This window comes from uncultured Methanobrevibacter sp. (assembly GCF_934746965.1).
Taxonomy (GTDB): Archaea; Methanobacteriota; Methanobacteria; order Methanobacteriales; family Methanobacteriaceae; genus Methanocatella.
The window spans coordinates 22,863-48,698 of the sequence record NZ_CAKVFS010000004.1 but is presented as its reverse complement, the minus strand read 5'-3'; the positions used below and the strand labels follow the sequence as shown (position 1 = coordinate 48,698).

Annotated in this window: 21 protein-coding genes; 11 read left to right on the top strand and 10 right to left on the bottom strand. The window is 27.4% G+C overall.

Annotated elements, in window-relative coordinates; translation table 11 throughout:
* Window positions 1-66: 66 nt before the first annotated feature.
* Complete coding sequence (aroC, locus tag Q0984_RS04045) at window positions 67-1,161, top strand: chorismate synthase (protein ID WP_299523950.1); 1,095 nt, start codon at window positions 67-69, stop codon at window positions 1,159-1,161.
* On the opposite strand, the gene Q0984_RS04040 is transcribed toward aroC, so the two are convergent.
* Both Q0984_RS04040 and Q0984_RS04035 read right to left on the bottom strand, forming a co-directional pair.
* The gene (locus Q0984_RS04040; protein WP_299523947.1) at window positions 1,158-2,081 is read right to left on the bottom strand and encodes an MBL fold metallo-hydrolase; all 924 of its coding nucleotides are present in this window, start codon (window positions 2,079-2,081) and stop codon (window positions 1,158-1,160) included. The two genes, aroC and Q0984_RS04040, sit on opposite strands and share 4 nt — an antisense overlap.
* Window positions 2,082-2,095: 14 nt before the next feature.
* Entirely contained in the window at window positions 2,096-3,016 is a 921-nt protein-coding gene (locus tag Q0984_RS04035) for a DUF2121 domain-containing protein (RefSeq protein WP_299523945.1), read from the bottom strand.
* A 355-nt stretch (window positions 3,017-3,371) separates the two neighbouring features.
* Between Q0984_RS04035 and acs the strand changes: the two genes are divergently transcribed.
* A complete protein-coding gene (gene acs / locus Q0984_RS04030; protein WP_299523943.1) occupies window positions 3,372-5,468 on the top strand; it encodes an acetate--CoA ligase alpha subunit in 2,097 nt (698 codons plus the stop codon).
* A gap of 256 nt (window positions 5,469-5,724) precedes the next feature.
* The gene (locus Q0984_RS04025; RefSeq protein WP_299523942.1) at window positions 5,725-5,973 is read left to right on the top strand and encodes a hypothetical protein; all 249 of its coding nucleotides are present in this window, start codon (window positions 5,725-5,727) and stop codon (window positions 5,971-5,973) included.
* Window positions 5,974-6,158: 185 nt separating this feature from the next.
* Here Q0984_RS04025 and Q0984_RS04020 read toward each other — a convergent pair whose 3' ends face one another.
* Both Q0984_RS04020 and Q0984_RS04015 read right to left on the bottom strand, forming a co-directional pair.
* Window positions 6,159-7,106, bottom strand: coding sequence for an ABC transporter substrate-binding protein (locus Q0984_RS04020; protein WP_299523941.1), 948 nt, complete (start codon window positions 7,104-7,106; stop codon window positions 6,159-6,161).
* 120 nt (window positions 7,107-7,226) lie between these two features.
* Window positions 7,227-8,249 (bottom strand): adenylosuccinate synthetase, encoded by a 1,023-nt coding sequence (locus tag Q0984_RS04015; RefSeq protein WP_299523939.1) that lies wholly within the window; start codon window positions 8,247-8,249, stop codon window positions 7,227-7,229.
* A 550-nt stretch (window positions 8,250-8,799) separates the two neighbouring features.
* Here Q0984_RS04015 and Q0984_RS04010 point away from each other — a divergent pair.
* From Q0984_RS04010 to Q0984_RS03990, 5 genes are all read left to right on the top strand, one after another.
* Window positions 8,800-11,097 carry a response regulator gene (locus Q0984_RS04010; protein WP_299523937.1) on the top strand — a complete coding sequence of 766 codons (2,298 nt, stop codon included), beginning with the start codon at window positions 8,800-8,802 and terminating at the stop codon, window positions 11,095-11,097.
* Window positions 11,098-11,107: 10 nt separating this feature from the next.
* On the top strand, window positions 11,108-12,856 hold the full coding sequence (locus tag Q0984_RS04005; protein WP_299523935.1) for a glycosyltransferase: 1,749 nt from the start codon (window positions 11,108-11,110) through the stop codon (window positions 12,854-12,856).
* Window positions 12,857-12,858: 2 nt separating this feature from the next.
* Window positions 12,859-13,461 (top strand): hypothetical protein, encoded by a 603-nt coding sequence (locus Q0984_RS04000; RefSeq protein WP_299523932.1) that lies wholly within the window; start codon window positions 12,859-12,861, stop codon window positions 13,459-13,461.
* A gap of 104 nt (window positions 13,462-13,565) precedes the next feature.
* Window positions 13,566-14,957: an MFS transporter gene (locus Q0984_RS03995; protein ID WP_365907042.1), complete on the top strand. Its 1,392-nt coding sequence runs from the start codon at window positions 13,566-13,568 to the stop codon at window positions 14,955-14,957.
* Between the two features lie 32 nt (window positions 14,958-14,989).
* Window positions 14,990-16,372 (top strand): MFS transporter, encoded by a 1,383-nt coding sequence (locus Q0984_RS03990; RefSeq protein ID WP_299523926.1) that lies wholly within the window; start codon window positions 14,990-14,992, stop codon window positions 16,370-16,372.
* Between the two features lie 101 nt (window positions 16,373-16,473).
* Here Q0984_RS03990 and Q0984_RS03985 read toward each other — a convergent pair whose 3' ends face one another.
* The 4 genes from Q0984_RS03985 to Q0984_RS03970 are packed head-to-tail and all read right to left on the bottom strand — an operon-like array spanning window position 16,474 to window position 19,598.
* Window positions 16,474-17,058, bottom strand: a complete 585-nt coding sequence (locus Q0984_RS03985; protein ID WP_299523923.1) for a hypothetical protein — start codon at window positions 17,056-17,058, stop codon at window positions 16,474-16,476.
* A gap of 9 nt (window positions 17,059-17,067) precedes the next feature.
* The gene (locus Q0984_RS03980; RefSeq protein WP_299523920.1) at window positions 17,068-17,652 is read right to left on the bottom strand and encodes a DUF6891 domain-containing protein; all 585 of its coding nucleotides are present in this window, start codon (window positions 17,650-17,652) and stop codon (window positions 17,068-17,070) included.
* 5 nt (window positions 17,653-17,657) lie between these two features.
* Window positions 17,658-18,353 (bottom strand): DUF6882 domain-containing protein, encoded by a 696-nt coding sequence (locus Q0984_RS03975; protein WP_299523917.1) that lies wholly within the window; start codon window positions 18,351-18,353, stop codon window positions 17,658-17,660.
* Between the two features lie 9 nt (window positions 18,354-18,362).
* A complete protein-coding gene (locus Q0984_RS03970) occupies window positions 18,363-19,598 on the bottom strand; it encodes an LL-diaminopimelate aminotransferase (protein ID WP_299523914.1) in 1,236 nt (411 codons plus the stop codon).
* Between the two features lie 167 nt (window positions 19,599-19,765).
* Between Q0984_RS03970 and Q0984_RS03965 the strand changes: the two genes are divergently transcribed.
* Complete coding sequence (locus Q0984_RS03965; RefSeq protein WP_299523911.1) at window positions 19,766-21,493, top strand: ATPase; 1,728 nt, start codon at window positions 19,766-19,768, stop codon at window positions 21,491-21,493.
* A 29-nt stretch (window positions 21,494-21,522) separates the two neighbouring features.
* Here Q0984_RS03965 and Q0984_RS03960 read toward each other — a convergent pair whose 3' ends face one another.
* Window positions 21,523-21,981: a hypothetical protein gene (locus Q0984_RS03960; protein ID WP_299523908.1), complete on the bottom strand. Its 459-nt coding sequence runs from the start codon at window positions 21,979-21,981 to the stop codon at window positions 21,523-21,525.
* Window positions 21,982-21,990: 9 nt separating this feature from the next.
* Entirely contained in the window at window positions 21,991-23,658 is a 1,668-nt protein-coding gene (locus Q0984_RS03955; protein WP_299523905.1) for a glutamate--tRNA ligase, read from the bottom strand.
* 127 nt (window positions 23,659-23,785) lie between these two features.
* Here Q0984_RS03955 and Q0984_RS03950 point away from each other — a divergent pair, with 127 nt between their 5' ends.
* Entirely contained in the window at window positions 23,786-24,790 is a 1,005-nt protein-coding gene (locus Q0984_RS03950) for a tetratricopeptide repeat protein (protein ID WP_299523902.1), read from the top strand.
* A 9-nt stretch (window positions 24,791-24,799) separates the two neighbouring features.
* Window positions 24,800-25,828, top strand: a complete 1,029-nt coding sequence (locus tag Q0984_RS03945) for an aldo/keto reductase (protein ID WP_299523899.1) — start codon at window positions 24,800-24,802, stop codon at window positions 25,826-25,828.
* Window positions 25,829-25,836: the final 8 nt, after the last annotated feature.

The window sequence follows — 25,836 nt, the reverse complement described above, 5'->3', positions numbered from 1 at the left end:
AACATTTATTAGATTTATATTATATTATTATTGAATATAAGATTTTTATTATGGAGGAAATAATTAATGGCAAATACTATTGGAAAAATGTTTTCAGTGACTAGTTTTGGTACCAGTCATGGAAAAGCAGTTGGAGCAGTTATTGACGGTTGTCCTGCTAATCTTGAATTAAGTCAAGAAGATATTCAAAAGGAATTAGATAAAAGAAAACCTGGAACAAGTAGTGTGACAACTCCCCGTAAAGAATCTGATGAAGTTCAAATTTTATCTGGAATTTTTGAAGGTAAAACAGATGGAACACCAATTACTGGAGTTGTTTACAATAACAATCAACATTCAAAAGATTATTCTATGTTTAAAAACACCCCAAGACCATCACATGGCGATTATGGTTGGATGAAAAAATACGGCAACTATGACTATAATGGTGGTGGCAGAGGAAGTGGACGAATCACAATAGGTCACGTGATTGCAGGTGCAATAGCTCAAAAGCTTTTAAAAACAAAAAATATTGAGATTATATCTCATGTTGTTCAAATTGGAAATATAATGGCTCATAGTAAGGATTTTAAAACTGTAAAAGAAAATGTTGAAAAAAATTCTGTGCGTTGTGGAGATTTAGAAGCTGCAAAAGCTATGGAAGAATTAATTTTAACTAAAAAACAAGAAGGAGACTCAATTGGAGGTATTGTAGAAACAGTAGCTGTTGGAGTTCCTTCAGGCCTTGGTGAACCTGTATTTGAAAGACTTGATGGAGATTTAGCTAAAATCCTAATGAATATAAATGGAGTAAAAGGTGTGGAAATTGGATTTGGTTTTGATGTAGCTACCAGCTGTGCATCAGAAATTAACGATGAATATTACATTGAAAATAATAAAATTTACACATCAACAAATAGTTCTGGTGGAATTATTGGTGGAATAAGTAACGGCATGCCAATAATTTCAAGAATTGCAGTTAAACCAACTCCATCAATATCAAAATGCCAAAAATCAGTGAATTTAGAAAAAATGAAAGAAGAAGAAATAACCATTAAAGGAAGACATGATCCTTGTATTTGCCCTAGAGCTACTGTTGTAGCACAATCAAGTGTAGCTATTGTTCTTGCAGACCACATGATTCGATCAGGATACATTAATCCATCAAATCTAAAAATTTAATCATTTTTTCCAATAGTAAGTTCATCAGTTTCACCATTTCTTAATGAAGACTGATAAGTATTTTTTCTTTCTCTTTTATTTAAATCAATATTTGAACTATGAATTTGAGAATTAACATCTTTTAAAGTTTTAATACGAGTTCTTACAGGATTTTGAGTGTTAACTTCAAAAGACATTCCATCAAAAGCAGCTAATGTTTTTACACCACTTTCTCGAGTTATTCTTTTTGCTTCATCAATTGGATCAATACTTAACATTTTAAGTCCAAAATGAGTCATTATAGCTAATTTTGGTTTTACATTTTTTAACAATTCTATAAAATTACGTGAACACAAATGACCTTTTATAGATTTATTTCCGGGCCTAAGAACACTAGCTATTAAAATATCTGCACCTTCATGATATTTAGGCAAATCTTCAAAATATCCTGTATCAGAAGTATAAGATATTTTAAAACCTTTATAATCAATTTGAAAACCTATACCTTTTGGATCACCATGAATTGTTTTAGTACCTTTAATTGAAAAACCACCAATATTTTCAGATTTATTTTCCTCTAAAACATATTTTTTAGAGTGGCTTTGATGATATTTTGAGATAGCTGGCCCCCATCTTTCAAATCCATCAAGAACACTTTTATTACCTAAGATAACACCATATTCTTTAGTCATTCCACGAGTCATTGCTTCAATGAGAATTTCTGCATCATTATAATGATCAGTGTGTGCATGAGAAATAAATACTCCATCTAAATTTCTTGGATCAAATCCAAATTGATAAGTTCTAACAAGTGCTCCAGGACCTGGGTCAACATGATAATTTTTTCCGTTTAAATTATCAATCCTAAAACCACCAGTCATTCTTCTTTGACTGATAGCTGAGAATCTTCCACCTCCTGTGCCTAAAAATGTTATTTTCATTTTAAAAAATCTCCTTATAAACTACATAAAATTATATCACACTTAAGATTAGATTTATCTTTTTTAAGACATAAAGTTTCATTTTCAATAACTACTTTATCTCCAAGCTCAACATTACTACTATCACTAAACATGATCACATTTTCATTTGGTTTAGCTATTTGTTTCCAATTACCATCAAATGCTTGTGTTTTATTATTTAATTTAATAATTAACATTTTTCCATCAGTAGAAACAACTTTACCAATGTCTCCTTTGTTAATAATCTTATCAGCAAGAGCTATTTCTTTATTTTTTTGAACTAAATCTTCTTGTAATTTTTGTCTGAATTTTGATAAAACTTTAACATCTTTATCAATACTTACATTAAGATGTCTTTGAGCTTCAGATTTGTCGAATTTTGGTTGTTTAATTAAAACATCAAATGTGTTTCCAATAGTTGGTGTTTTTCTAGAAATTTCAGTCAGTATTTCTTCAAAAATATCTCCCATATATTTTAAGCTTAATGATGATTTCCATTTTTTATTAATTAATTTTTCTGCTTCTTGTTTAGCAAATTTATTACCAAACACAATAATTGCTTTTTCACCAGCTTCACGAGAAATAGTTTCAGAACCAGATAATTCAACTATTTGATAACCCATTGTAGTTCCATAAATTCTTTTTCTGTATGTTTCAAAAACTTTTTTAGTAGTTACTTCTCCCCTTACACAGTTTCCTACAGTTGTTATTTTAGTAGCATCTTCAGTTATTTTAATTGAAATACCATATTCCTCAGCTTTTGTTTTAAACTCATCATCAGTTTTTATTTTACCACTATATAATTCATCTTCCAATATATTTAATTGCTCTTTATTTCCAAAATAACCAATTCTTCTTTTATCACTAGCCATCACACATCCTTTTTTTCCAATGTAAGCAATAATTAAACTCATATCATAAACCCCTAAGTAAATAATGAAATTAATTTTAATTAATTTAAGTTAATATTAATATATATTCATTATAAGTTATATATTTTCATTAACATAACTCCAAAAAACCAAGCTCAAAAATATTATTCATTAAAAATAAAGAAAATAATTCGTTATAATTCTAACCAAAGTATCAAATAATACTATAAATATTATTAAAAAGGTACAGAACTGTCCAAACAACAATGTTTATATAACAATAGAACATAAAATATTAGTATAATAATTTTTAATTATTTATCATTATAAATTATAATGTCATGAAAAATATGATTGTGAATAATGATGAATAATAAAGAACTAGGAGAAAAAACCTATGAAAGATCTTAATAAAATGTTTAAACCTGATTCAGTTGCTGTAATCGGAGCTTCAAACACCCCAGGTAAAGTAGGTTATATTATCATAGATAATATCATCTCTGGTGGATATAAAGGAAAAGTATACCCAATCAACCCAAAAGGTGGAGAAATCCAAGGATTAGAAGCATATAAAAATATTAAAGACATCCCTGAAAAAGTGGACTTAGTAATCATGTCCATTCCTGCAGCTTTTGTAAATGAATCAGTGAAAGACTGTGGTGAAGCTGGCGTAGAAAATATGGTAGTTATCAGTGCTGGTTTCAAAGAAATTGGAGAAGAAGGTGCAAAATTAGAAGAAGAATTAGTTGCACTTAGTAAAAAATATGGCATAAATATTATTGGACCAAATAGTTTAGGAATCACAGATTCCCACACACCATTAAATTCTTCATTTGCACAGATGATGCCTCCAAAAGGAAATATTGCATTTATTTCTCAAAGTGGAGCTATGATGGTAGCACTACTTGACTGGAGTCTTACTTCAGGAATTGGATTTAGTAAAGTAATCAGTCTTGGAAACAAAGCTGGTGTAAGTGAAACAGAACTATTTGATTACTTAGCTGAAGATCCTGAAACCGCAGTTATTATCTGTTACTTAGAATCAATAACTGATGATGATAACTTTGTTAAAGCTATGAGAAAAACCACTGCTAAAAAACCAATTGTTGTACTTAAATCTGGTTCAAGTAATGCAGGTGCACAAGCAGCATCTTCCCATACTGGTGCTTTAGCAGGTAGTGATTTAGCATTTGATACTGCATTTGAACAATCAGGAATTCTTCGTGTAAGTAGCATGGCAGAATTATTTGATATTGGATTAGCATTTTCCAAAGCACCTCTCCCACAAGGAAACAATGTAGCTATTATTACCAATGCTGGTGGTGGAGGAGTTCTTACTGTTGATGAAATGGAAAGAAAAGGATTAGAACTTGTTCAATTTGATGATGAAACTAAAGAAAACTTAAAAAAATGTATCCCTGATGAGGGTAGTGTAAACAACCCTATTGATGTTTTAGGAGATGCACCAGTACAAAGATACAAAGAAACATTAGATATTGTTTTAAAAGATGAACAAGTAGACAGTTTAATTATTATGGTTTGTCCTACTGCATCAGCAGACCCTGACGGAATAGCTGCAGCAATCTTAGAAGAAAGAGAAAAATTCGGAAAACCAATATTTGTTGTAAACATGGGTGGACCAAGTTTCGAAGCAGCAAACGATGCATTAAGAGCACATAATGTACCAACATATGTTTTCCCTGAAAATGCAGTAGATTCACTTGCAGCTATGACCCATTATGCAGAATTAGAAAGCAGAGATTATGATGACTGTATTGATGAATTAGACAATATAAACAAAGATATTGTAGAAGAAATATTTGCCAAAGTAAAAGCTGACGGTAGAGACACTTTACTTGGTAGTGAAGCATATTCAGTGGCTGAAGCTTATGGAATCTCTGCAGCACCAATTAAATTAGCTACATCTGCTGATGAAGCAAGCCAATTAGCAGCAGATATGGAATTCCCAGTTGTACTTAAAATCGCTTCTGACAAAATACTCCACAAATCAGACATTGGTGGAGTAAAAGTAGGAATTGAAAGCGAAGAAGAAGCTAAAGCAACATTCGACGAAATTATAGCTAATGCTAAAAAAGCACATCCAGACATTATCCCTGATGGTGTAGAAGTTCAAAAAATGATGGAATCCGGTCAAGAAGTAATTGTAGGTATGATTAAAGACAAACAATTCGGACCAATGGTTGCATTTGGTATGGGTGGAATCTATGTTAACCTTATTGAAGATGTATCATTTAAATTAGCTAACGGTATGAGTAGCCAAGAAATTGATGAACAAATAAATAATACTAAAGTTAGTGAATTACTTAAAGGTTACAGAGGAGAAGCTCCTTGTGATATAGATGAAGTAAAAGAAGCTATTAAAAGAGTAGCTAGATTAACTTTAGACTTCCCAGAAATATCTGAGTTAGATATTAATCCAATTTTCGTATATGAAAATGGATCAAGTGCTCTTGATATAAAAATTAAATTATAATTTCTCTTTTGAGAAATTACTTCTTTTTTTATTTAAAACATTAGTTGGAGGTTATACTATAACTAATGAAATTGATTTAGAATTATATACTATTGCTATAACCCGTTTAAATAATGGATTTCAAAATATAGGTAATATCATTCAAAAAAATGCTAAAGAATTACAAAATAATAATCCTGAAGCTATAGGCATATTAATAGATGAAATCAAAAATATAACTCCTTCTTTTAAAAATAGTGCCAAAGACTTTAAAAAAATGTATTTAGATATTGTAAATTCTTTAAATCAAGACGAAGTTAATTACGATGAATATGAACCATTTTTTAAATATATACAACAAATATTTCCACAGTATCAAGAAAGTCTCATAAAAAGTATTGATAATTTAAAGAATATATGTATTAAAAACTCCCAATTAGAATTAGCTATTGAAAATTTAGATGTGGAAATTATAGAAATTGTAAACATATTTGGAAATTTATTAAAAATAGCTAGTAACATATAGATTAATCAAAATATACTAAAAAATTATATTATCAAAATCATTAAAATTAAAAATACAATCTATAATATAGTACTTTAAAAAAATATTTTAAATATAATCATATCTAATTCTTTTTATTTTATAATTAAAATTTATAAAAATAGATAGAATGTAATATTTAAAATTACATTCTAAAAAAATATTAATTAATTTCCATCCCAAAATATTTTATCTTCAGATATTTTACCTTTTAAAACACCTAAATCAACTTCCACATTTACAAAATCCATTACACTCTGTTTATAAGTATCATTTAATCCAGAAATGAAATTAATTCCAGTTAAAGATTTTTTCTCAATATCAGGATTAGATACTATATCCTTAGGTAATTGAGATACTGCATCATCAGGATGTTCATCAATATACTTAGTAGCATTACCATTAATATCTACAAGTTTTTTAGCTTCATCAGGATGTTCTTTTAAGAAATCATCAGATGCTGCAATTACACAACATGGATGTCCAGGTAAAATTTCAGAAGAATCAACTAACTCAGTATTACCATTTTCAACTGCTGTAGTTACAAATGGTTCATAAGTTAACATACCATCAATTTTACCAGATTTTAAAGCATCATTCATTGAAGGAACTTTCATTGCAGAAACTTTTACATCATTAATATCAACATTATTTTGTTTTAAATAATATTTAAGTAGCATAGCTTGGATAGAAGCATCACCTGGAGTAGCAATAGATTTACCTGCTAAATCTTGAGCAGAATTAATTCCAGAATCATTACCTACAATAATTCCACTACCTTCAGTTTGAACACCAGAAATAACTTTCACAGGCACTCCTTTTTCAATTGAAGAGAGTACCGGAGTTATTCCAACATAACCAACATCAACATCACCACTAGCCATAGCAGTCATTAAGTCTCCACCATTATTAAATTGCACTAATTTAGTATTAATACCTTCCTTTTGATACATATCTTGAGCATCAGCTACAAATAATGCAGCATCATGATCACTAGGAAGATAACCTATAGTTACAGTATCATCATTTTGACCGGAGTAAAACATATATGCTCCAGCCGCAATAATGATAATAGCAACGATTATAACAATAGTTATAATTGATTTTCTATTCATATAATCACCATTAAATTACAGTATTACTTATTAATAATTAATGTATATAAAAGTTTCTAATAAAATAAAATTCATGACAATGCACAATAGAAATTAAAAAAAGTGAAAGGAATTAAGTAATTATAATAATTCTTTTCTTAAATCAATAGTATCTTTTAAATCTGGACCAGTTGAAATAATAGTTACTGGAACACCAGTTTCAGCTTGAATTTCTTCAACAAATTTCTTAGTTTCAACAGATAAATCATCATAATTTTGTGTTCTAGCGCAATCAGGATATAATCTATCTACACAAGTTAAAGCTATTTGAGTTGCACCATTTATTCTACAAGATTCTTTTGCAAGCTCCATATCAAATAAACCCACACGACGCCTACGTCCAGTTACAACACCATATTCTTCAATGTTTTTACTTTCAGCTTCTTCTTGTGAAATTTCAGTTGGGAAAGGACCTTCTCCAACACGAGTAATATAAGCTTTAAATACATTAATAACTTCATCAACTTTAGTTGGACCTACACCTACATCTGCAGCAAATGTACTTGCAGTAGTGTCTTTACTAGTTACAAATGGATAAGTTCCATAATAAAGAGACAATGCAAATCCTTGAGAACCTTCAATAAATACATCCCCACCATTCTCTAAAACATTATTAGTTTCTAAAGAAACATCAGCCAAATAATCTTCAAGTTCAGGAACATCTTTAGCTAATTTAACAGTTCTTAATACTCTATCAGAATTAGCTGGTCCACAACCAGATCCAGTACTTCCTATTTTTTTAGATAAATGTTCTGATTTTTTATCTCTTTGTCTATGATCTTCAGTGATAATAGCACATCTAGGATCTACAAAAGTTCTTTCTTTTACATTATACTTTTTTAAGTCTTCAAATTCTTTGAATAATACATCTTTATCTACTAATACTCCAGCACCAATCATGAGTTTAGCATCAGTATGTACAAAACCAGAAGGGATGAGTCTTAAACCATATTTTTCACCATTAAACTCCACAGAGTGTCCTGCATTAGGACCTACACCTGCACGAGCAATAATTTCAGGTTTATCATTACCACAAAGATAAGTGATACATTTACCTTTACCTTCATCACCCCATGCTCCGCCAACTAAAATACTACAAGTCATTTAATAACTCCTTTCATAATATTAAAAACATGAAAATAAAAATTTTCACAACACTAAAATACTTTGTTAGTACTCTTTTAAAAACTTTTCCAAAAAAGGAGTTTTATAACTCTTTTAAAAAACTTGTATAATCTTTTTATTTTTCAATTTTTGTGTTCCCATAGTTTAATTTTGATATAATTTTTAAAATAATGTTCTTTAATCATAAGTGAAATCAAATAACTCGAAATTTTCTTCTGATTTCTTATTGAAATCTTTAAAAGTCTATAAATTATTAAACTTTCAAGCCCAAAAATTTCAAAAAACCAACAAATATATATATATATATATAATGGTTAATAAATAATCTATAAACTAATAATAAAAATTAAGATTATTATAAAAATCACTAAAAACCTAACTAAAATTGAAAAAAAATCAACACTAACAATTAACATATTTCTATTAAATGAACAAAATTCTATTAAAAAATAAACATGGTTTATATATTATCTGAAAAATAATTTTATTGATTAATATTTGAAAAATACAATTATTAAAGTGGTGAAAAATGTATATTGAAAGAAAATATTTGCCTTCAGAAAAAATCACTGAAATAAAAATTCATGATTTGAGTGAAAAATTAGAATATCATCAAAGCCCTAAAGTAAAAGATACTTATCAAAGCGAATATGAAAATATATTAGAAAGAATTACTTCAGATGTTAATATATTTTTACTTAGCGATGATAAAAAAGATTTAATAATTGTAAGACTTGGAAAAATATTCTTAAAAAGATTTAAAATAGATATTGAAGACATTGAAGGCAGACTTCTCAGTAAAACTATACCATTTTACTATGAATTATTTAAAGAACATGTTATTAACATGTTAAAAACTAAAAAAGAAGAAAAATTAAGATTAATGTACTTCAAAGAAACCAAATTACAACTAATTATAAATGTAATTATTATGTCTGACCACGATAAAATATACATTATCAATAACTATTCAGATAACTTACTCGAAAGCAATCTTCAAAAACCACAATCTAGTAATTATGACCAAGAAAGATTACATTTAATGGAATACATTTCACAAAGTGGTAGTGTATACAAATACAAAAATAGATATACTTGGACTCCAGGAATTTATAGTATCTTAAATAGATCAAAAAGAGAAACTGACAAATATTACAATATCATTTTTAACTTAGTAATCGATGAAGATAAACCTAAAGTTAAAAAACTATTAGATGAATTTAATTCAACTTCCACAAAAGCCAAAGAAACCATTAGAATTAAAACAGAATATGGAAGTATAAAATATATTGAATGTTATTTATATCCCAAATATGACCAATTTACAGAGTTTGTAGGAACTTACGGATTTTTCAAAGACATTAGTAGTGATTTAAATGAAAGTAACACCACACGTCCCATAGATTACTTGCTAAATGGGTTTATGTATAATGAAAAAATAGCTTTATTAATAGAACCCTTTGATAAAGCTTATTCATTTAGTGAAGGATTTTATAATATAATTAATGTAAATAAAAAAGAGTATAAACACTCTTATGATATTTATAAAAATATAGCTGAAAAAGATATTGTTGAAAAACTTAAAAAAGTAGCTACTGGCGAAATAAACAAATTTGAAGAAACATTAACTTATTATGTAAATGGGTCAAAAGACAATGCAAAAATTTGTGAATTAATAATTGAAAATTTTAAAATAAATAATAAAATTCATTCAATGGGATTTTTAGTAGATATAACTAGCGATATTGGAAAAATAGAACAAACAAAACTTGTTGAAAAACAGAAAATAATAATTAAAGAAGTTCACCATAGGATAAAAAATAATCTTCAAATTTTAAATAGTTTTATAAATCTTGAAAAAAGAGCACACTCAGATAATCCTATGTTAATCATAGAAAATATGCAAAATAGAATAAATTCATTAGCAATATTACATGCTCAAACTTATGATAGTTCAAATTTTGAAATATTGAACTTAAAAAAAGTTATTGATAAACAAGATGAATCATTAAGTATACTATTAAGTAAAAAAAGAGATATTCAATTTATTTCAGAAATTGATCCAGATTTACGTTTACCAATTTCATTAATAACTCCAATAATGTTAATTATAAATGAATTATCTACAAATTCTGCAAAATATGCATTTAAAGAAACAAAAAAAGATAAAATAATCTACAAAAGTATTAAATTAATTGATGAAGAAACTTGTGAATTTATATTTAAAGATAATGGTTGTGGAATTAAAGATATTAAAAAGATAAAAAGGAGTTTAGGATCAACTATTGTAGAATCATTAGTAAATCAAATTAGTGGTGAATTAGAAAGAAATGTTGAAAATGGAGCTGAATTTAAAATAACTTTCCCTATTAATCAGGAATATATGGATATAATTAAAAAAAGGTGCATTTATATGAGTAATGGAAAAATATTAATTGTAGAAGATGAATCAATTATCGCTTTAGACTTGAAGTATGGATTAGAAGACTTAGGATATGAAGTAATAGATACTGTAAATAATGGTCAGGATGCTATTGATATAGCTGCAGAATATTTACCTGATGTTGTATTAATGGACATTAAATTAAAAGGTGAAATTGACGGAATTGAAGCAAGTAACATTATTTCAGAATTAGGCATACCTAGTGTTTATTTAACAGCAAATACAGACCAAGAAACATTTGAAAGATCAAATATGAAAGGATCCTACGGTTTTATTTCAAAACCATATAACCTGGAAAAATTAAATAAAACTCTAAAAATAGCTATTGCAAAATCAAAAATGGAATCCAGTAAAATAAATGAAGCACACGGATTTACAAAGTGATAAGATAACTATGACGCAAAACAATAATATCCAACAGATAGCTACTTCAGTAAATTACAAACCAACAATATACTTAGGAAGTGCAGATGAAGAATTCACAACAAAAGTTAAAAAGTTTATAAACTCTTATGATTATGAATTAATTGGTTTTGATTCAAATGGGCAAAACATTATAAAAGACATAAATAAACATTCGCCCAATGTTCTTATATTAGATACTAACATCAATGAATCAAGTTATATTGAAATAGCAACAGAATCAAACAAACTGAATTTACCACATATTGCCCTCATCAATGAAGAAGACTCCATAGACACAATCATACAAGGATCACCATTTGGATATTTAATTAAACCCATAGATAAAGATGAATTAAAAAGAAATATTGATGTTGCAGTTAAAAAACACAATATAAATGCATTACAAGTAATAACAGCAAAAAATAGGATAAATGAAAAAAACAATGAACTTACTATTGAAAAGTCAAATTCAATATTTCTTTTATCAACATGTACCATATTAATTATTTCTGGAATACTAGCTAGAAATGTTACTTGGCTTCAATGGTTACTTCTTATCCCTACATTAACCATGATTTTTCTTTCAATTATTAGTTTAAAAAAACAAGAAACTCCGGTTCCTTATGAAGTACCTCCATTTGTTACAATAATTATTCCAGCACATAATGAAGAACAAACAATAGCCAATACAGTTAAAAGTATTAGTGAAATTAATTATAAATTAAACAATGACGATAATTTTGAAATTATCGTTGCTAATGATGGTTCCACAGACAATACTGGCAAAATATTATCTGATTTAAAAAAAGAAATATCTACACTAAGAATAATTACTAGGAAACCTCCCAAATCCGGACGTGGTAAAGGATTTGTTTTAAATGATGCTTTAAGTTTATCTAAAGGAGAAATTATAGGTGTTTTTGATGCTGATACGCATGTTGAAAAAGAATATCTAAATATTATAATCCCTTATTTAAATAATCCGAAAGTTGATGGAGTCCAAAGTAGAGTTAAAATGTATAACAAAACTGAAAACTTCCTTGCTAATATGCAACATGTTGAATTTAAAAGTTTTGGAAATACTTTAGTAGCTAAAGATAATTTAGGAAACAGTGGATTTTTAGGAGGAAATGGGCAATTTGTTAAAAAACAAGCTATTATTGAAAGTGGAAAATGGGATGGATTTGCAGTAACTGAAGATTTAAACTTGTCTGTTAAAATATTACTTAATGGTGGAAAAATTAGATATTGTGGTGAAACTGCAGTATATCAAGAAGCAGTTACAGACTGGAAATCTTTTTTTAAACAAAGAACAAGATGGGCTATAGGTAACTTTGAAACAATTTTTATTTACTTACCTAAAATTTTAAAATCAAAAATAAGTCTTTCAAAAAAATATGGTATTATTGAACATATATCATTTTATGCATTTAATTTATTCATATTTTTTGGATTTATTGTTACTATAATCAATGTTATCTCATGGTTTATATTCAATGGTGTGACAATCATTAGAATGGATGCTCCACTTATTGTTGGAATAATTTCAACAATTGCATTTTTACCAGGAATTACAGTAGCTCTTTTACGTGACAAGCCAAGTATAACTGAATTTATAAAAGATTTAATTGGATATTGGTTATACTGTTTCCATTTAATACCATTATTCTTTGAAACTATGTTTAAAATGATTATTAGAAAAGAAAGAAAATGGGATAAAACAAAGCATAAGGGATAATTATGAAAAAAAGAGATATTGGGCTTAATATCATTATTATTATAGTTATAATATTTTTTATAGTTAATATGAGTTCTATAAATAGTTTTTTAAGTGTTCAAACAGATAAAACAATAGAATTAGAACACAGTACTATCGTAGTGCCTGAAGCATGGAACACTACTGATGAATTAAATATAAGTAACCAAGCAAAAACAGATAATGCTATTACAAATAATTATACAATTATTGATATTTGGGAAGATTGGCCAGAATCTAATATAACAAGTATTTCTAATTCAAAATTCTCATCATTGGAAAATGGTAATTTTAATATATTGAAAACTGAAAAAATCAATTTAGGAGGATTGAATGTTTCTAAAGAGTATTTTTCAAATCCTTCAAGAGATAATGAACATCAATGGGATCATATTGGAGTAACTTATGTTTTCCAAAAAGAAGATACAAATTACAGTATAGAAGTTCATTACTTTACAACACAGGATTATAATAATAAAACTTACCTTAAAGAGTTAGATGATCGTATAGAAGATATTATTGGAAATATACATAATAAAAATTACAATGGATTTATTTCAGGAATTCAAAAGTTATACTCTCATTAAATTACAAGTTAATTTTTAGATGAAAAATTACATTTTATTTTTTTTAACCAAAAATTTATGTTGTCCCTTTAATATAATACTAAACTAAGGAGGGATAAAACATGATGACTAAAAAAACAACTGCATTTTATGTTGTTATTGTTGGATCATTAGCTAGTTTTATGGCAGCATATACATCTAATGCAGTAACTATGGCATTACCAGAACTTGCAAGAGTATTTCATTTAAGCAACATCTTACAAAACTGGACAATCAATCTTTATTTATTGACTATGGCAGTATTAAGTGTCCCTTTTGGAAAATATTGTGCACAAAAAGGATTAAAAAAATCATTCTTTTATGGAGCATTAATATTCTTTTTAGGAACTATTGGAATAATATTATCTATCAATACAGAAATGTTATTATTTTTTAGATTTATTCAAGCAATAGGTTCTGCTGCAATTTTTGTATCATCAGTAAGTATGATTGTGAAAGCTGTACCCAATAATCAACGTGGAAAAGCTTTAGGAATAAATATATCATCTGTTTACATAGGATTATCATTAGCCCCAGTATTAGGTGGTACTTTAACATATAACTTTGGATGGGAAAGTATTTTTGCAATAACTCTTCCAATGAGTTTCATTGTAATAATACTCACTTATTTAAAAATTAAAGAAGAATGGCAAGTGAATAATAATGATCCTATTGATATAATTGGAATTATATTTTATACTATTGGAATTTCAGCATTTATGTATGGGTTTACTGAACTACACACAATAACTGGACAAATAATTACTGGAATTGGAGTAATTTTCTTAATAACATTCATATATTATGAATTAAAACAAAAATATCCTATATTCGATGTAAAATTATATAAAAACCACAAATTTTTATCAAGTAACATAGCCAGTGTAATAAGTTATATATCTATTTTTAGCTTATCTACCATCATAAACTATCATTTCCAGTATATTTTAGGATGGAATGCACAGATGACTGGATTGATATTAATTAGTATGCCTCTTATGCAAGCAATTGTAACACCACAATCAGGAAAATTATCAGATTTGATAAATCCTCAAAAGCTTTCAGCTTTAGGAATGGGGCTTGCAACAATAGCTATATTAATATTAACTACATTAAATGATTCTACATCAATTTATACAATAATAATTGCACTAATGATAGGTGGTATTGGATATGGATTGTTTAGCAGTCCGAATACAAATACTATGATGAGTAGTGTTCCATCAAATGAAACTACTATGGCATCAGCAGCAGTAGCTACAATGAGAGTTATTGGTCAAACATTAAGTATTGGGATATTAACTGTAATTTTTGCATTTGTAATGGGTAATGTGAATATAACCCCTTCAGTTTATCCTCAACTTAATGAAAGTTGTCATATAGCATTAATATGTTCTACAATACTTGGAGCAATAAGTGTTTTGGCTTCTCTTGTAGGAATGAATTCCAATGATAAATTAAACACACAACAAAGATAAATTTTACATGACAAAAAAGAGAGTGAAATTTTATGAATTCTACTAAAAAAAGAAATATAATTATTATAATTGTAGCTTCCTTAGCTTCATTTTATGGTGCATATATGGGTAATGTAACTCCTGTTGCATTACCACAAATAGCTGAAATTTTTAAATTAAGTAATATTATGCAGAATTGGATTACAAACACATATTTATTAACAATGGCCGTGTTAGCTATTCCTTTAGGAAAACTTTGCAGTAAATATGGTGTTAAAAAAACATTTATTTGCTCAGTAATTTTAATGTTAATTGGAACTATTGGAACTCCTCTTTCCAATACAGTTTCAGGATTGTTATTTTTTAGAGTAATTCAAGGAATTGGTGGTGCTGGTCTTTGTGTAGATTCTATGTTAATAATTGCTGAAGCAATAAGTCCTGAATCAAGAGGTCAGGCATTAGGAATGAATATAAGTCTTACTTATATTGGAATTGCATTAGCTCCTGTGCTTGGAGGAAGTTTAACTTATAATTTTGGATGGGAATCAATATTCTGGGTAATGGTTCCATTTATAATATTAAATTTAATATTACTTTTCATGATAGATAACGAATGGTTCAAATACCAAAATGAAAAATTTGACTTGAAAGGATCCTTAATATTTGCAATTGGTATTTTATTACTTATTTATGGATTTTCCATATTAAATACATTAATTGGACTTGTAATAACGTTACTAGGTATTATTTTATTAATTATATTCTGTAAAATCGAATTAAAAACCAAACATCCTGCTTATGATATAAAATTATATAAAAATAAAAAATTTTTATCAAGTAACATAGCTAGTGTATTGAGTTATATAGCTACTTTTGTAGTAACAACCATTGTTAATTACAATTTACAATATATAAAAGGGTTTGATTCACAAATTTCTGGTTTAATTTTAATTACATTCCCATTATTAATGGCTATTGTGGCTCCAAGTGCTGGAAAATTGTCTGATAAAATAGATCCTCAAAAAATTGCAACTATTGGTATGATAATTGTAACTATTGGTTTAATATTAATAGTTCCTTTAAATAAAGACACTTCAATTATATTAATATTAATCTCATTATCTTTGCAAGGTATAGGATACGGATTATTTGCAAGTCCAAATACAAATACTATAATGAGCAGTGTCCCACCAAAAGATACTCCTATGGCATCAAGTGCAGTAGCTACTATGAGAATAATAGGTCAAACAATAAGTACAGGAATATTAACTGTAATATTTGCAATATTAATGGGAAATGTACTGATTCAACCATCAAACTACCCTCAATTAATATTTTGCTCACAAATAACATTGATAATAATAACTATAATTAGTGCTATTTGTTTTGTTGTTTGTTACATAGGTTATAAATCAAAAGATAAATTATATCTTTAAATTAAAAAAATATTGAATTAAAATGATAGCTGTTTATGATTCACCTAAAATAAACAGCTATTAAACTTATTTAAAAAAAAGAGTATTCTAAACACATCAACTTAAATCAATGTATTATGTTCACACATTGGATCTTTCATAACAATGTTTCTTTTTAAACGATATTTTAAAAAGTAGAGAACCCATTGATTAGACGCTTTTTTTAGAGTATCATCATCTAATTTTTCATCATTGAAAAAGAAATCCATTTTATCTCCACCCATAGCAATAGCTAATTCTTCAGTTTCCAATAAAACAAAGAAATCATTTCTAATATTGTGAATATCAAAAGTTTCATCTAGAGAAATAACTTTATTTTTAGCATAATTATAAAAAAAAGTATTAAGATATTCAAAATCTAAAAATTTAATTTTTTTAACCTTTAAAACAAAATCTTCATTTATAAAATGATTTTTAAAATCAAAATTAGCTAAAAAATCAGCATCCCAAATATTATTATAAAAAAAGACAATGAAAGATTTATCTGAAAATCTGAAAGATAAATTTAAACTATCATCATATTTTGGATTACCTAATTCAACATCACTAAATTCCAGATATATTGAATCTTGAACTATTTCTAAAGAATCCCAAATTCCAAAAGGAGTTATAACATCCTCAATTAATTCTAATGATTTTGAGTTCATTTAAAACACCTAATTATTATTTATATATTCTTCAAAAGCACCTTCAATTTCATATTCCTTATTTTCATCAAAGGTTTTATCCCAAACTATAGAAATTTCAATTTGGTTATTAACTGTTTCATCCCAATTAACACTAAAATTAGCTTCTTTTAAATCATTGAATATAATTTTTCCAATTTCTAAAGCTTTATTTGGATTATTTTCAAAATCTCCAAATGTAATTTTTAATTTACTATCTTCAATAGCTTCTTCAACATCCTCAAAAGTATAAAAACAAAATCCAATCGGAGTATGATTATTATTTTTTAAATGAACAAATAATTCAAAGGCATCAGCTACTCCTTCTTCAATATCATAACCACAGTTATGAATAGATATAATATTTTTACCAGTTAAATTAATAAAAACATCTTCTAGACATTTAAAATTAGAATTATCCACTTGATTAAAAGAAATTTCAATATTGGAAAAATCAATATCTTCCTCAATAAATTGTTCTTCCAATATTTCTATAATATCTTCTTTGTTGAAAAAACCAGAATTAGCTAATAATCCTTTTACATAATCTATTTCATCAACTAATTCTTGATTCATGAAAATCACTCATCTTCTAAAAGCATTTGAATATGAGTTACATTTCCTCTTTCAGTGAAACTTACAATAATACGACTTTCACCGAGTTTAGCAACTGCAAATTCCTCTTTTTGTTTGAAAGGATAACCTTTAAGTTTAGTATATGATTCAAAAGCTATTTTTGGGAAAATCTCAAAGTTCTTTTGGAAAGTATAAAATGTATCTCTAAATTTAAGAACAGTATTATTTTCAGTTATTAAATCAGATTTAATAGCTACAAAAATATCTAAACCATCCATATTAACTCCATAATATCCATCCATTTTTAGAATAGCTGTAGCTACCATAGCCCATATATGACAATCATTAAATGTAGTTTCAAATTCAGGAGTTGTAAATTGAGGGATATCATATTTTAAACCAATATCATGAATTTCATTAGCTGATTTAATTAGCTTTTCATCAAATCCAATATTTTCATTATCCCAAGCCCAAGCCCATTGTTTTGACTGTTCATTAAAGAATCCTAAAATTTGAATATCAAATAAAATATCATCACTAAATTTTAAAACACCTTTTTCAAGATCCAATTGCCCCTCTAAATCTCCAATTAATTCTGATAAGTTTTCTTGTTTATCTAAACCTAAAGCACCATATTTAGACAATATAACTTTAAAAGAATCATTTTGTTCAATTTCAACTGGTTTTTCAATTTTTCTCACAAAAAACACCTAAAAATCTAATTTAGAAATTCTGCTCATTGCTTCTTTAGTATTTTCTAAAGTATTAAATGCAGTAAGTCTTAAATAACCTTCACCACTTGGACCAAATCCGGAACCAGGAGTTCCAACTACATTAGCTTCATTTAATAATAAATCAAAGAATGCCCATGAATCCATATTATTCGGAGTTTTAACCCATATATAAGGAGAGTTAATTCCACCATAAACTTCAAGACCTAAATCCTCTAAGCTAGATCTAATTACTTTTGCATTTTCCATATAATAATCAATTATCTCTTTAATTTCTTTTTTACCTTCATCAGAGTAAACTGCAGATGCTGCAACTTGTACTGGATAAGATACTCCATTGAATTTTGTAGTTTGTCTTCTATTCCATAATTGATTTAATTGAACTTCATTACCTTCACTATCATAACCCATTACTTCTTTAGGAACAACAGTGTAAGCACAACGAGTACCTGTAAAACCAGCCATTTTAGAAAAGCTTCTAAATTCAATAGCTACTTGTTTAGCTCCTTCAATTTCATAAATAGTATGAGGCACATCATCTTCATTAATAAAACATTCATATGCTGCATCAAATAAAATAAGTGCTTTATTTTCTATTGCATAATCAACAAATACATTTAATTGATCATGGGTGAGAGTAGTACCAGTTGGATTGTTTGGATAACATAAATAAATAATATCTACATCTTCTTTTGGAAGTTCTGGAATGAATCCATTTTCAGCATTGCATTTTAAGTAAGTTAAACCTTCATACATACCATCATCTTTCATTTCACCAGTTCTTCCAGCCATTACATTAGTATCAACATATACAGTATAAACCGGATCAGTAACAGCAATTTTATTACCTAAATCAAAAATTTCCTGAATATTACCAGTATCACATTTAGCACCATCACTAATGAATACTTCATCACTCTCAAGGGAAACTCCAAATGGTTTAAAATCATTTTCAATAATTTTTTCAGCTAAAAAATCATAACCTTGTTCAGGACCATATCCTCTAAATGTTTCAGCATCCCCCATTTCATCTACAGCACCTTGGAATGCTTTAATAATAGCTGGAGCTAATGGTTTTGTAACATCTCCAATACCCATTTTAATAATGTCTGCATCAGGATTATTTTTTTGGAATTCTACTTCTCTTCTTGCTACTTCAACAAAAAGATAACTACTTTTTAATTTAAGATAGTTTTCATTAATTTTAACGACCATTATTGAACCTCATAATTAATTATTAATATAATTTATATTTTAGCTATCAGAATATATAAACTAACTGTTTTTTAAATATTTATAAAAAAGCTAAAACTATATAATAATAAATAACTGATATATAATTATAAGATATAAAATCTTAATTAATTAGGAAGTGGAGAAAAATGAATGAAACTACAATATTAGTGTGGATAAATATTGCAATAATAGGTATAATTGCTATAATTATTGTAAAATTATACTTTAGAAAAGACGAAATGAAAAACGATGATACATCTTTATTACCTACAGATAATTTAAATGAAATAATTAATTCTGGTAAAAGTAAATTAAAGAGTAATCAAAATAGTTTATCTAAAACCACACCAACTAAATCTAGTGTTTCAACATACTTCTCTAAACAAAATCAACCTCAAGGCACTTCTTTAAGAAAAAAAGGACAAATACCAAAAGACAACTTTAATAGTTATGTATCTCCTGAAACTCATGAACACAACTTCAACAACAAAATAACATATAAAGATGAAGAAAAAATAGAAAAACCAATCAATTTTAATTATGAAACAAAAGTTCATAAGTTTCAAGAACCAATCAATGAAAGCCAGATGGATATTATGAGTAAAACTAAAAAAACCAATATAAAAGAAAATGAAAATAATATTTCTTTGGAAGAAAAACCAAAACATGAGTTAAAAGACTTATTCAGTATTGATGAATTAATTAAAGAGTCAAAAAGAAAAGATAATGAAAGAGAAAAAGAATCTAAGACTATTAAAAAAGAAAAAGAAGATACTACTGAAATTAAAGAAAGTATCAAGCAGATGAAAGAAGGTAAAAAAGAAGAAAATCTTATAACTGAAGTTGAAGTAGAACCAATAACCGAAACTAAAAAAGAAAACAATTCAATAACTGAAGTTGAAGTAGAACCAAAAGAAAAAATTAGTTTCTACGACACCATTCACAATAATAAAACAGAAAACAAAACTACAAAAAAAACAAAAGAAAATAACAGTTTAAGTATAACTGATGCAATTAAATCAGACATAAATGATGAAACAGAAGAAACATTGAAAACCAATGAAACACCTAAAGAAGAAACTGTTGAAAATGTTTTAACTGAAGAAAAAGAAGAAACTGTTGCAGATGCTTTAAACAGTGCAGACATAAAAACACCAAGTTTAAAAACTCCAACTAAAATCCAGGAAGAAAATGATATAAGTGTTATTTCACCTATTGAAGAAGACTATGAATTTGGAGCACCTTTAGAAGAATCTGAAATATTTAAAGAAGAAAAAGAAGAAGTTGAAAATGAATTAAGCGACTTAGATTATAGGAAAGATTTAGCTAAAATAACAAACACTATTAAAAATTCCAAAATATTTAATGAAGTAAAAGAAAAACTTACTCCAGAACAACACATAAGTGAAAAAGATCATGTTGCAGATGAAATGTACTTAAGAAACGTAAGTACATATGAAAAAGAAGAATTCCCAGAATATGAACCTATTATTAATGAAAGACATGAAGAGTACCCTAGTGACTATGATTATGAAGAACCAACACAAGAACAATTAATTAGACAAGAAAATACTCGTAAAGTATTTAACATGATGAAAAATACTGATGCAGAAAAATCATCCAAATCCCATGGAATAAATGAAACACCCGGCATTGAAGATATTAAAATAAAAGAAAAACCAGCAAAAAGCAATATAAAAATAAAAATAAACAATGAAGAAGTAGTTCTCCATAAAGGTGATGAAATCATATTTAATCATGATGGAGAATCTTATTCCAGTAAAGTCTATGGAATTAGAGGCACTGACATATCTGTAAAATACAGAGGTAAAAAAATAGATATTAGTTCCAAAGACATTAAAAAAATATATTAATAAGAAAAAATATTTTTCTTATTCTTTTTTTATTCATTTAACCTATAACTTTCTTTTTCTACTATATATTTTGGTTTTCCTATTTTTAATGAACGGATTATATTCAAATAAAAATCATCTAATTCAGCATCTGCATAAGGATATGCAAATTCAAAGGAATACAAATTATCATCTTTAACAAATAAAAATTCATTACAACGAGCTGTTATTTTTCCATCATCAATAGTTGAAATAGCTGCATAATAAATATCTTCATTAACAGGAACAAAATCGGAGAATATTAATTCTCCCTTTCCTTTTTCAAAATTATTTTCAATGTTTTCTTTTATATCAACTAAACCTGCAATAGTTGGACTGACAGATACTTTAATAGTCATAGGTTTTGTTGAATCAACCAAATATAACTCAACAAATTCATTAAAATTGCTTACACTTTGAAATCCTTCAGGAATTGAAAGAGTAATATACCCATTAGTAAATAATGTCATATTGCCCTCCTACTTATGAGCATAATAAAATATTAACTCATCATCTTTAATTTCATCTAAACGAGCAAATCCAACTCTTTCAAATTGTACAACATCTCCAACAGTTAAATCTCTTAAAGCTCCTTCTCCAAGTCCAGTTTTTGTAGATGCATCATCCATAACAATAGTTACATTAATATTATCCTCAACAGGAACCCATTGAATAATTTTAGCTTTTAGATCTCTAGCTTCCTCAAAAGAAGTTGAATTATAAACAATTTCATCTCCATTAATATCTACATTAACTGCATCCATCAATCTAGCTATTCCATCATTAATATCTTCATTAGCCAAATATGCTTTTCCTGCAAATGGCAATATTCTATTTCCTCTATCTTCATGATCAGCATGTAATGGTCTTTCAATATCAACAGCACCATCTTCATACTGTTCAACATTTATTTCAACAGGATTTTCTACAAAGAAATAACGATTAGCTATTGGTTCTAAAAAATTACGGTTTAAACCATAAATTTTTTTCCAACTAATCGCTGAATCAGACATTTTAACACCTATTTCAGTAATTAAGTTATAAATTGTTTGAGGTTGAATTCCTCTCCTAGCTATTGCTTTTAAAGTACCTAATCTTGGATCATCCCATCCGGAATATTTTCCAGAATTAATTCCCTCTAAAGCTTTAGAAGTACTTAATGCAATATCCTCCATTTTTAATCTACCATAATGAATAAATTCAGGAACATCCCAACCCATGTGATCATATAAATATTTTTGTTTTTCACTATTTGCCAAATGGTCTTTTCCTCTAAGTACATGACTCATACCCATTAAATGATCATCAACAGCTACTGAAAAATTCATCATTGGATAAACCCTATATTTATTTCCTAAACGAGGATGAGTTTCTTCGACAATACGCATAGCAACCCAATCACGAATAGCTGGATTTTTATGATTAATATCTGTTTTTACTCTTAAAACAGCTTCTCCAGCATGCATTTTGTCAAATTTATCCCACAATTCAAGATTTTTTTCAACAGTATTATCCCTACATGGACATGGCTGACAATTATCTTTAAGTTCTTTAAAAGTAGCACCATCACAGGTACACATATAAGCTGCACCTTTCTCAATTAATTGACGGGCATAATCATAATAAATTTCAAACCTATCACTTTGATAATAAACTTCATCAGGAGTTATTCCTAACCATTTCAAATCCTGAGGAATTAAATCATATGCTGGTTCAAAAACCCTCTTAGGATCAGTATCTTCTATTCTTAATATAATTTTACCATTATATCGTTTAGCATATTCTGCATTTGGAACTGCAGCACGAGCATGACCTATATGTAATGGACCACTTGGATTTGGAGCAAATCTCATTACTACATTATCATGAGATCCAGGAAGTTCTTGAAGTCCTTCTTCTTTTTTTTGTTTTTTTTCTTTAACTTCAACATGATATTTTGCCATTTCAGCTTCCTGATCTTCAATACTCAAATTATTAACTTGAGCTACAATTTTTCCAGCTATTGGACCAATTTCTTTTGCTTTACTTCTCAAATCCTGTTCTTGACTCATGATTGAACCAATAACTGCTCCCGGATTTGCACTTCCTTTATGTTTAGCAGCATTTAATAAAGCATGTTTATAGACAATTTCTTCTAAATCATTCATAAAATCATCACAATTTATATAAAAATAGTTAATTAACACTATAATTTATTTACCTGAAAATATATAAATATTCACTAAGAGTAGTTATTTATTTTTACGGAGCTAAATAGAAATTAGGTGCGATACAATGAGCGATAAGCTTGAACAAGCAAAAGATTTAATAAAAAATGAAGAATATAAAAAAGCTCTTGATATAGCTAAAAAAAGACATGGTAGAGATAAAATAGATGAATATTTAACTATTTTAGATTTATTAATTCAAAAAGATTATTTGCCTGCAATTGAAGAAAGAGGTCATTATCACCAATATTATGATTCAAATCATGATAATGGAGATTATGGAGAAAAATACTTTGACATGTATTTGGAAATAGAACCTCAGTCAATTAATGGACTTTGTGATAAGGCAATGTCTTTATCTAATAAAAATAAACTAAAAGAAGCTATTGAATATATGGATAAAGCATTTAAAAATTATGAAGTATATTCTCAAAAAGAAGAACCTAGAATTTCACATGAAGAAGTTAGAATGGGTAAAATCGAACTTTTAATGAAAGATAATCAAAATCAAAAAGCATTAAGTGAAATAAATAAATATGAAAAAAAATTTGGAGAAAATAAAAAAGAAATTTTTTATAAAGGCCAACTTCTTGAAAGAACTGGAGAATACAAAAAAGCTTTAGAATACCTAAATAAAAGTTTAGATGAAGAACATACAATTATCGCTTTAAATTCAAAGGGAAATGCATTATATGAACTAGGAAAATATGATGAAGCATTGAATGCATATAATTCATGCATCACTCATGAAAAAGATGCAAAAGATGAATTAGACTTAATCACTAATTTTAATTATAAAGCTGCATTTTGTAATGTTAAACTTGGAAAATATGATGAAGCTATGAAATATTTAAATAAAACCATTGACATGTTAAATGATTATGGTAGATTAGATAAAGATCTTGAAGCCATCTATCAAAAATGTTCCTTTGAAAAAGACAAATTAATGTACAAAGATAATGTAGAGGACAAACGTTTTGGTCAATTTAAATTCCTTTCTTCAAAAACATCAATAACTGCACTTTTAATTATCATAATAGCATATATTATACTAAAGATTATTGGATATTAGTGATGTTAAATGAAAATAGTGAGACTTGGAAAAACAAATTATAAAGTTAATAAAAATGGATTTGGAGCCCTTCCAATACAAAGAAGAAATAAAAAAGATTCCATTGAAATCATAAAAAAAGCATATGATAATGGAATCAATTTTTATGACACTGCTCGTTTTTACACAGATAGTGAAGAAAAATTAGGTGCGAGTCTAAATGAAGTAAGAGAAAATGTTATCATTGCAACAAAAACAGGATCTGAAAATGTTGAAGGCTTCTGGAAAGATTTAGAAACTTCACTTAAAAATCTTCAAACTGATTATATCGATATTTATCAATTTCACAATCTTCCTTTTTGCCCAAAACCTAATGATGGAAGTGGACTTTACGAAGCAATGCTAGATGCTAAACAAGAAGGAAAAATAAAACATATTGGAATTACTTCCCATAAATTCACAATAGCTAAACAAGCAATTAATAGTGGTTTATATGAAACATTACAATTCCCATTTTCATATTTAACAGATAAACAAGAGTTAAATTTAGTTGAAAAATGTAAAAAGTTAGATATTGGATTCATAGCTATGAAAGCTATGGGTGGTGGGTTAATTACTAATTCTAAAGCAGCATATGCATTTATGATGAACTATGATAATGTGTTACCTATTTGGGGTATTCAAAAAGAAAGTGAATTAGATGAATTTTTATCTTACCAAGAAAATTCCCCTATTTTAGATAATACATTAAACTTAGCTATTCATAAAGATAAACAAGAGTTAGGAAATGATTTTTGTAGAGGTTGTGGATATTGTATGCCCTGTCACAATAAAATTGAAATCAGTATTTGTGCTAGAATGTCATTATGGATTAGAAGAATGCCTACACAACCTAGTTTAAATGAAGATTTCCAAAGTAAAATGAAACAGGCAAAAAAATGTGATGAATGTGGTGAATGTATTAAAAAATGTCCATATAATCTAAATATTCCAAAATTACTTAAGGAAAATGTTGAAGATTATGATAATATCCTAACTGGAAAAACTGTTGTAGATTAATAGGTGAA

Coding starts and splice junctions, on each gene's coding strand:
- Q0984_RS03990 (WP_299523926.1), top strand. CDS start 14,990: ATGAATTCTACTAAAAAAAGAAATATAATTATTATAATTGTAGCTTCC.
- Q0984_RS03955 (WP_299523905.1), bottom strand. CDS start 23,658: ATGAATGATTTAGAAGAAATTGTCTATAAACATGCTTTATTAAATGCT.
- Q0984_RS04025 (WP_299523942.1), top strand. CDS start 5,725: ATGTATTTAGATATTGTAAATTCTTTAAATCAAGACGAAGTTAATTAC.
- Q0984_RS04015 (WP_299523939.1), bottom strand. CDS start 8,249: ATGACTTGTAGTATTTTAGTTGGCGGAGCATGGGGTGATGAAGGTAAA.
- Q0984_RS04000 (WP_299523932.1), top strand. CDS start 12,859: ATGAAAAAAAGAGATATTGGGCTTAATATCATTATTATTATAGTTATA.
- Q0984_RS03985 (WP_299523923.1), bottom strand. CDS start 17,058: ATGAACTCAAAATCATTAGAATTAATTGAGGATGTTATAACTCCTTTT.
- Q0984_RS04010 (WP_299523937.1), top strand. CDS start 8,800: ATGTATATTGAAAGAAAATATTTGCCTTCAGAAAAAATCACTGAAATA.
- Q0984_RS04005 (WP_299523935.1), top strand. CDS start 11,108: ATGACGCAAAACAATAATATCCAACAGATAGCTACTTCAGTAAATTAC.
- Q0984_RS04035 (WP_299523945.1), bottom strand. CDS start 3,016: ATGAGTTTAATTATTGCTTACATTGGAAAAAAAGGATGTGTGATGGCT.
- Q0984_RS03945 (WP_299523899.1), top strand. CDS start 24,800: ATGAAAATAGTGAGACTTGGAAAAACAAATTATAAAGTTAATAAAAAT.
- Q0984_RS03995 (WP_365907042.1), top strand. CDS start 13,566: ATGACTAAAAAAACAACTGCATTTTATGTTGTTATTGTTGGATCATTA.
- Q0984_RS03960 (WP_299523908.1), bottom strand. CDS start 21,981: ATGACATTATTTACTAATGGGTATATTACTCTTTCAATTCCTGAAGGA.
- Q0984_RS03970 (WP_299523914.1), bottom strand. CDS start 19,598: ATGGTCGTTAAAATTAATGAAAACTATCTTAAATTAAAAAGTAGTTAT.
- acs (WP_299523943.1), top strand. CDS start 3,372: ATGAAAGATCTTAATAAAATGTTTAAACCTGATTCAGTTGCTGTAATC.
- Q0984_RS03950 (WP_299523902.1), top strand. CDS start 23,786: ATGAGCGATAAGCTTGAACAAGCAAAAGATTTAATAAAAAATGAAGAA.
- aroC (WP_299523950.1), top strand. CDS start 67: ATGGCAAATACTATTGGAAAAATGTTTTCAGTGACTAGTTTTGGTACC.
- Q0984_RS03965 (WP_299523911.1), top strand. CDS start 19,766: ATGAATGAAACTACAATATTAGTGTGGATAAATATTGCAATAATAGGT.
- Q0984_RS04040 (WP_299523947.1), bottom strand. CDS start 2,081: ATGAAAATAACATTTTTAGGCACAGGAGGTGGAAGATTCTCAGCTATC.
- Q0984_RS04020 (WP_299523941.1), bottom strand. CDS start 7,106: ATGAATAGAAAATCAATTATAACTATTGTTATAATCGTTGCTATTATC.
- Q0984_RS03980 (WP_299523920.1), bottom strand. CDS start 17,652: ATGAATCAAGAATTAGTTGATGAAATAGATTATGTAAAAGGATTATTA.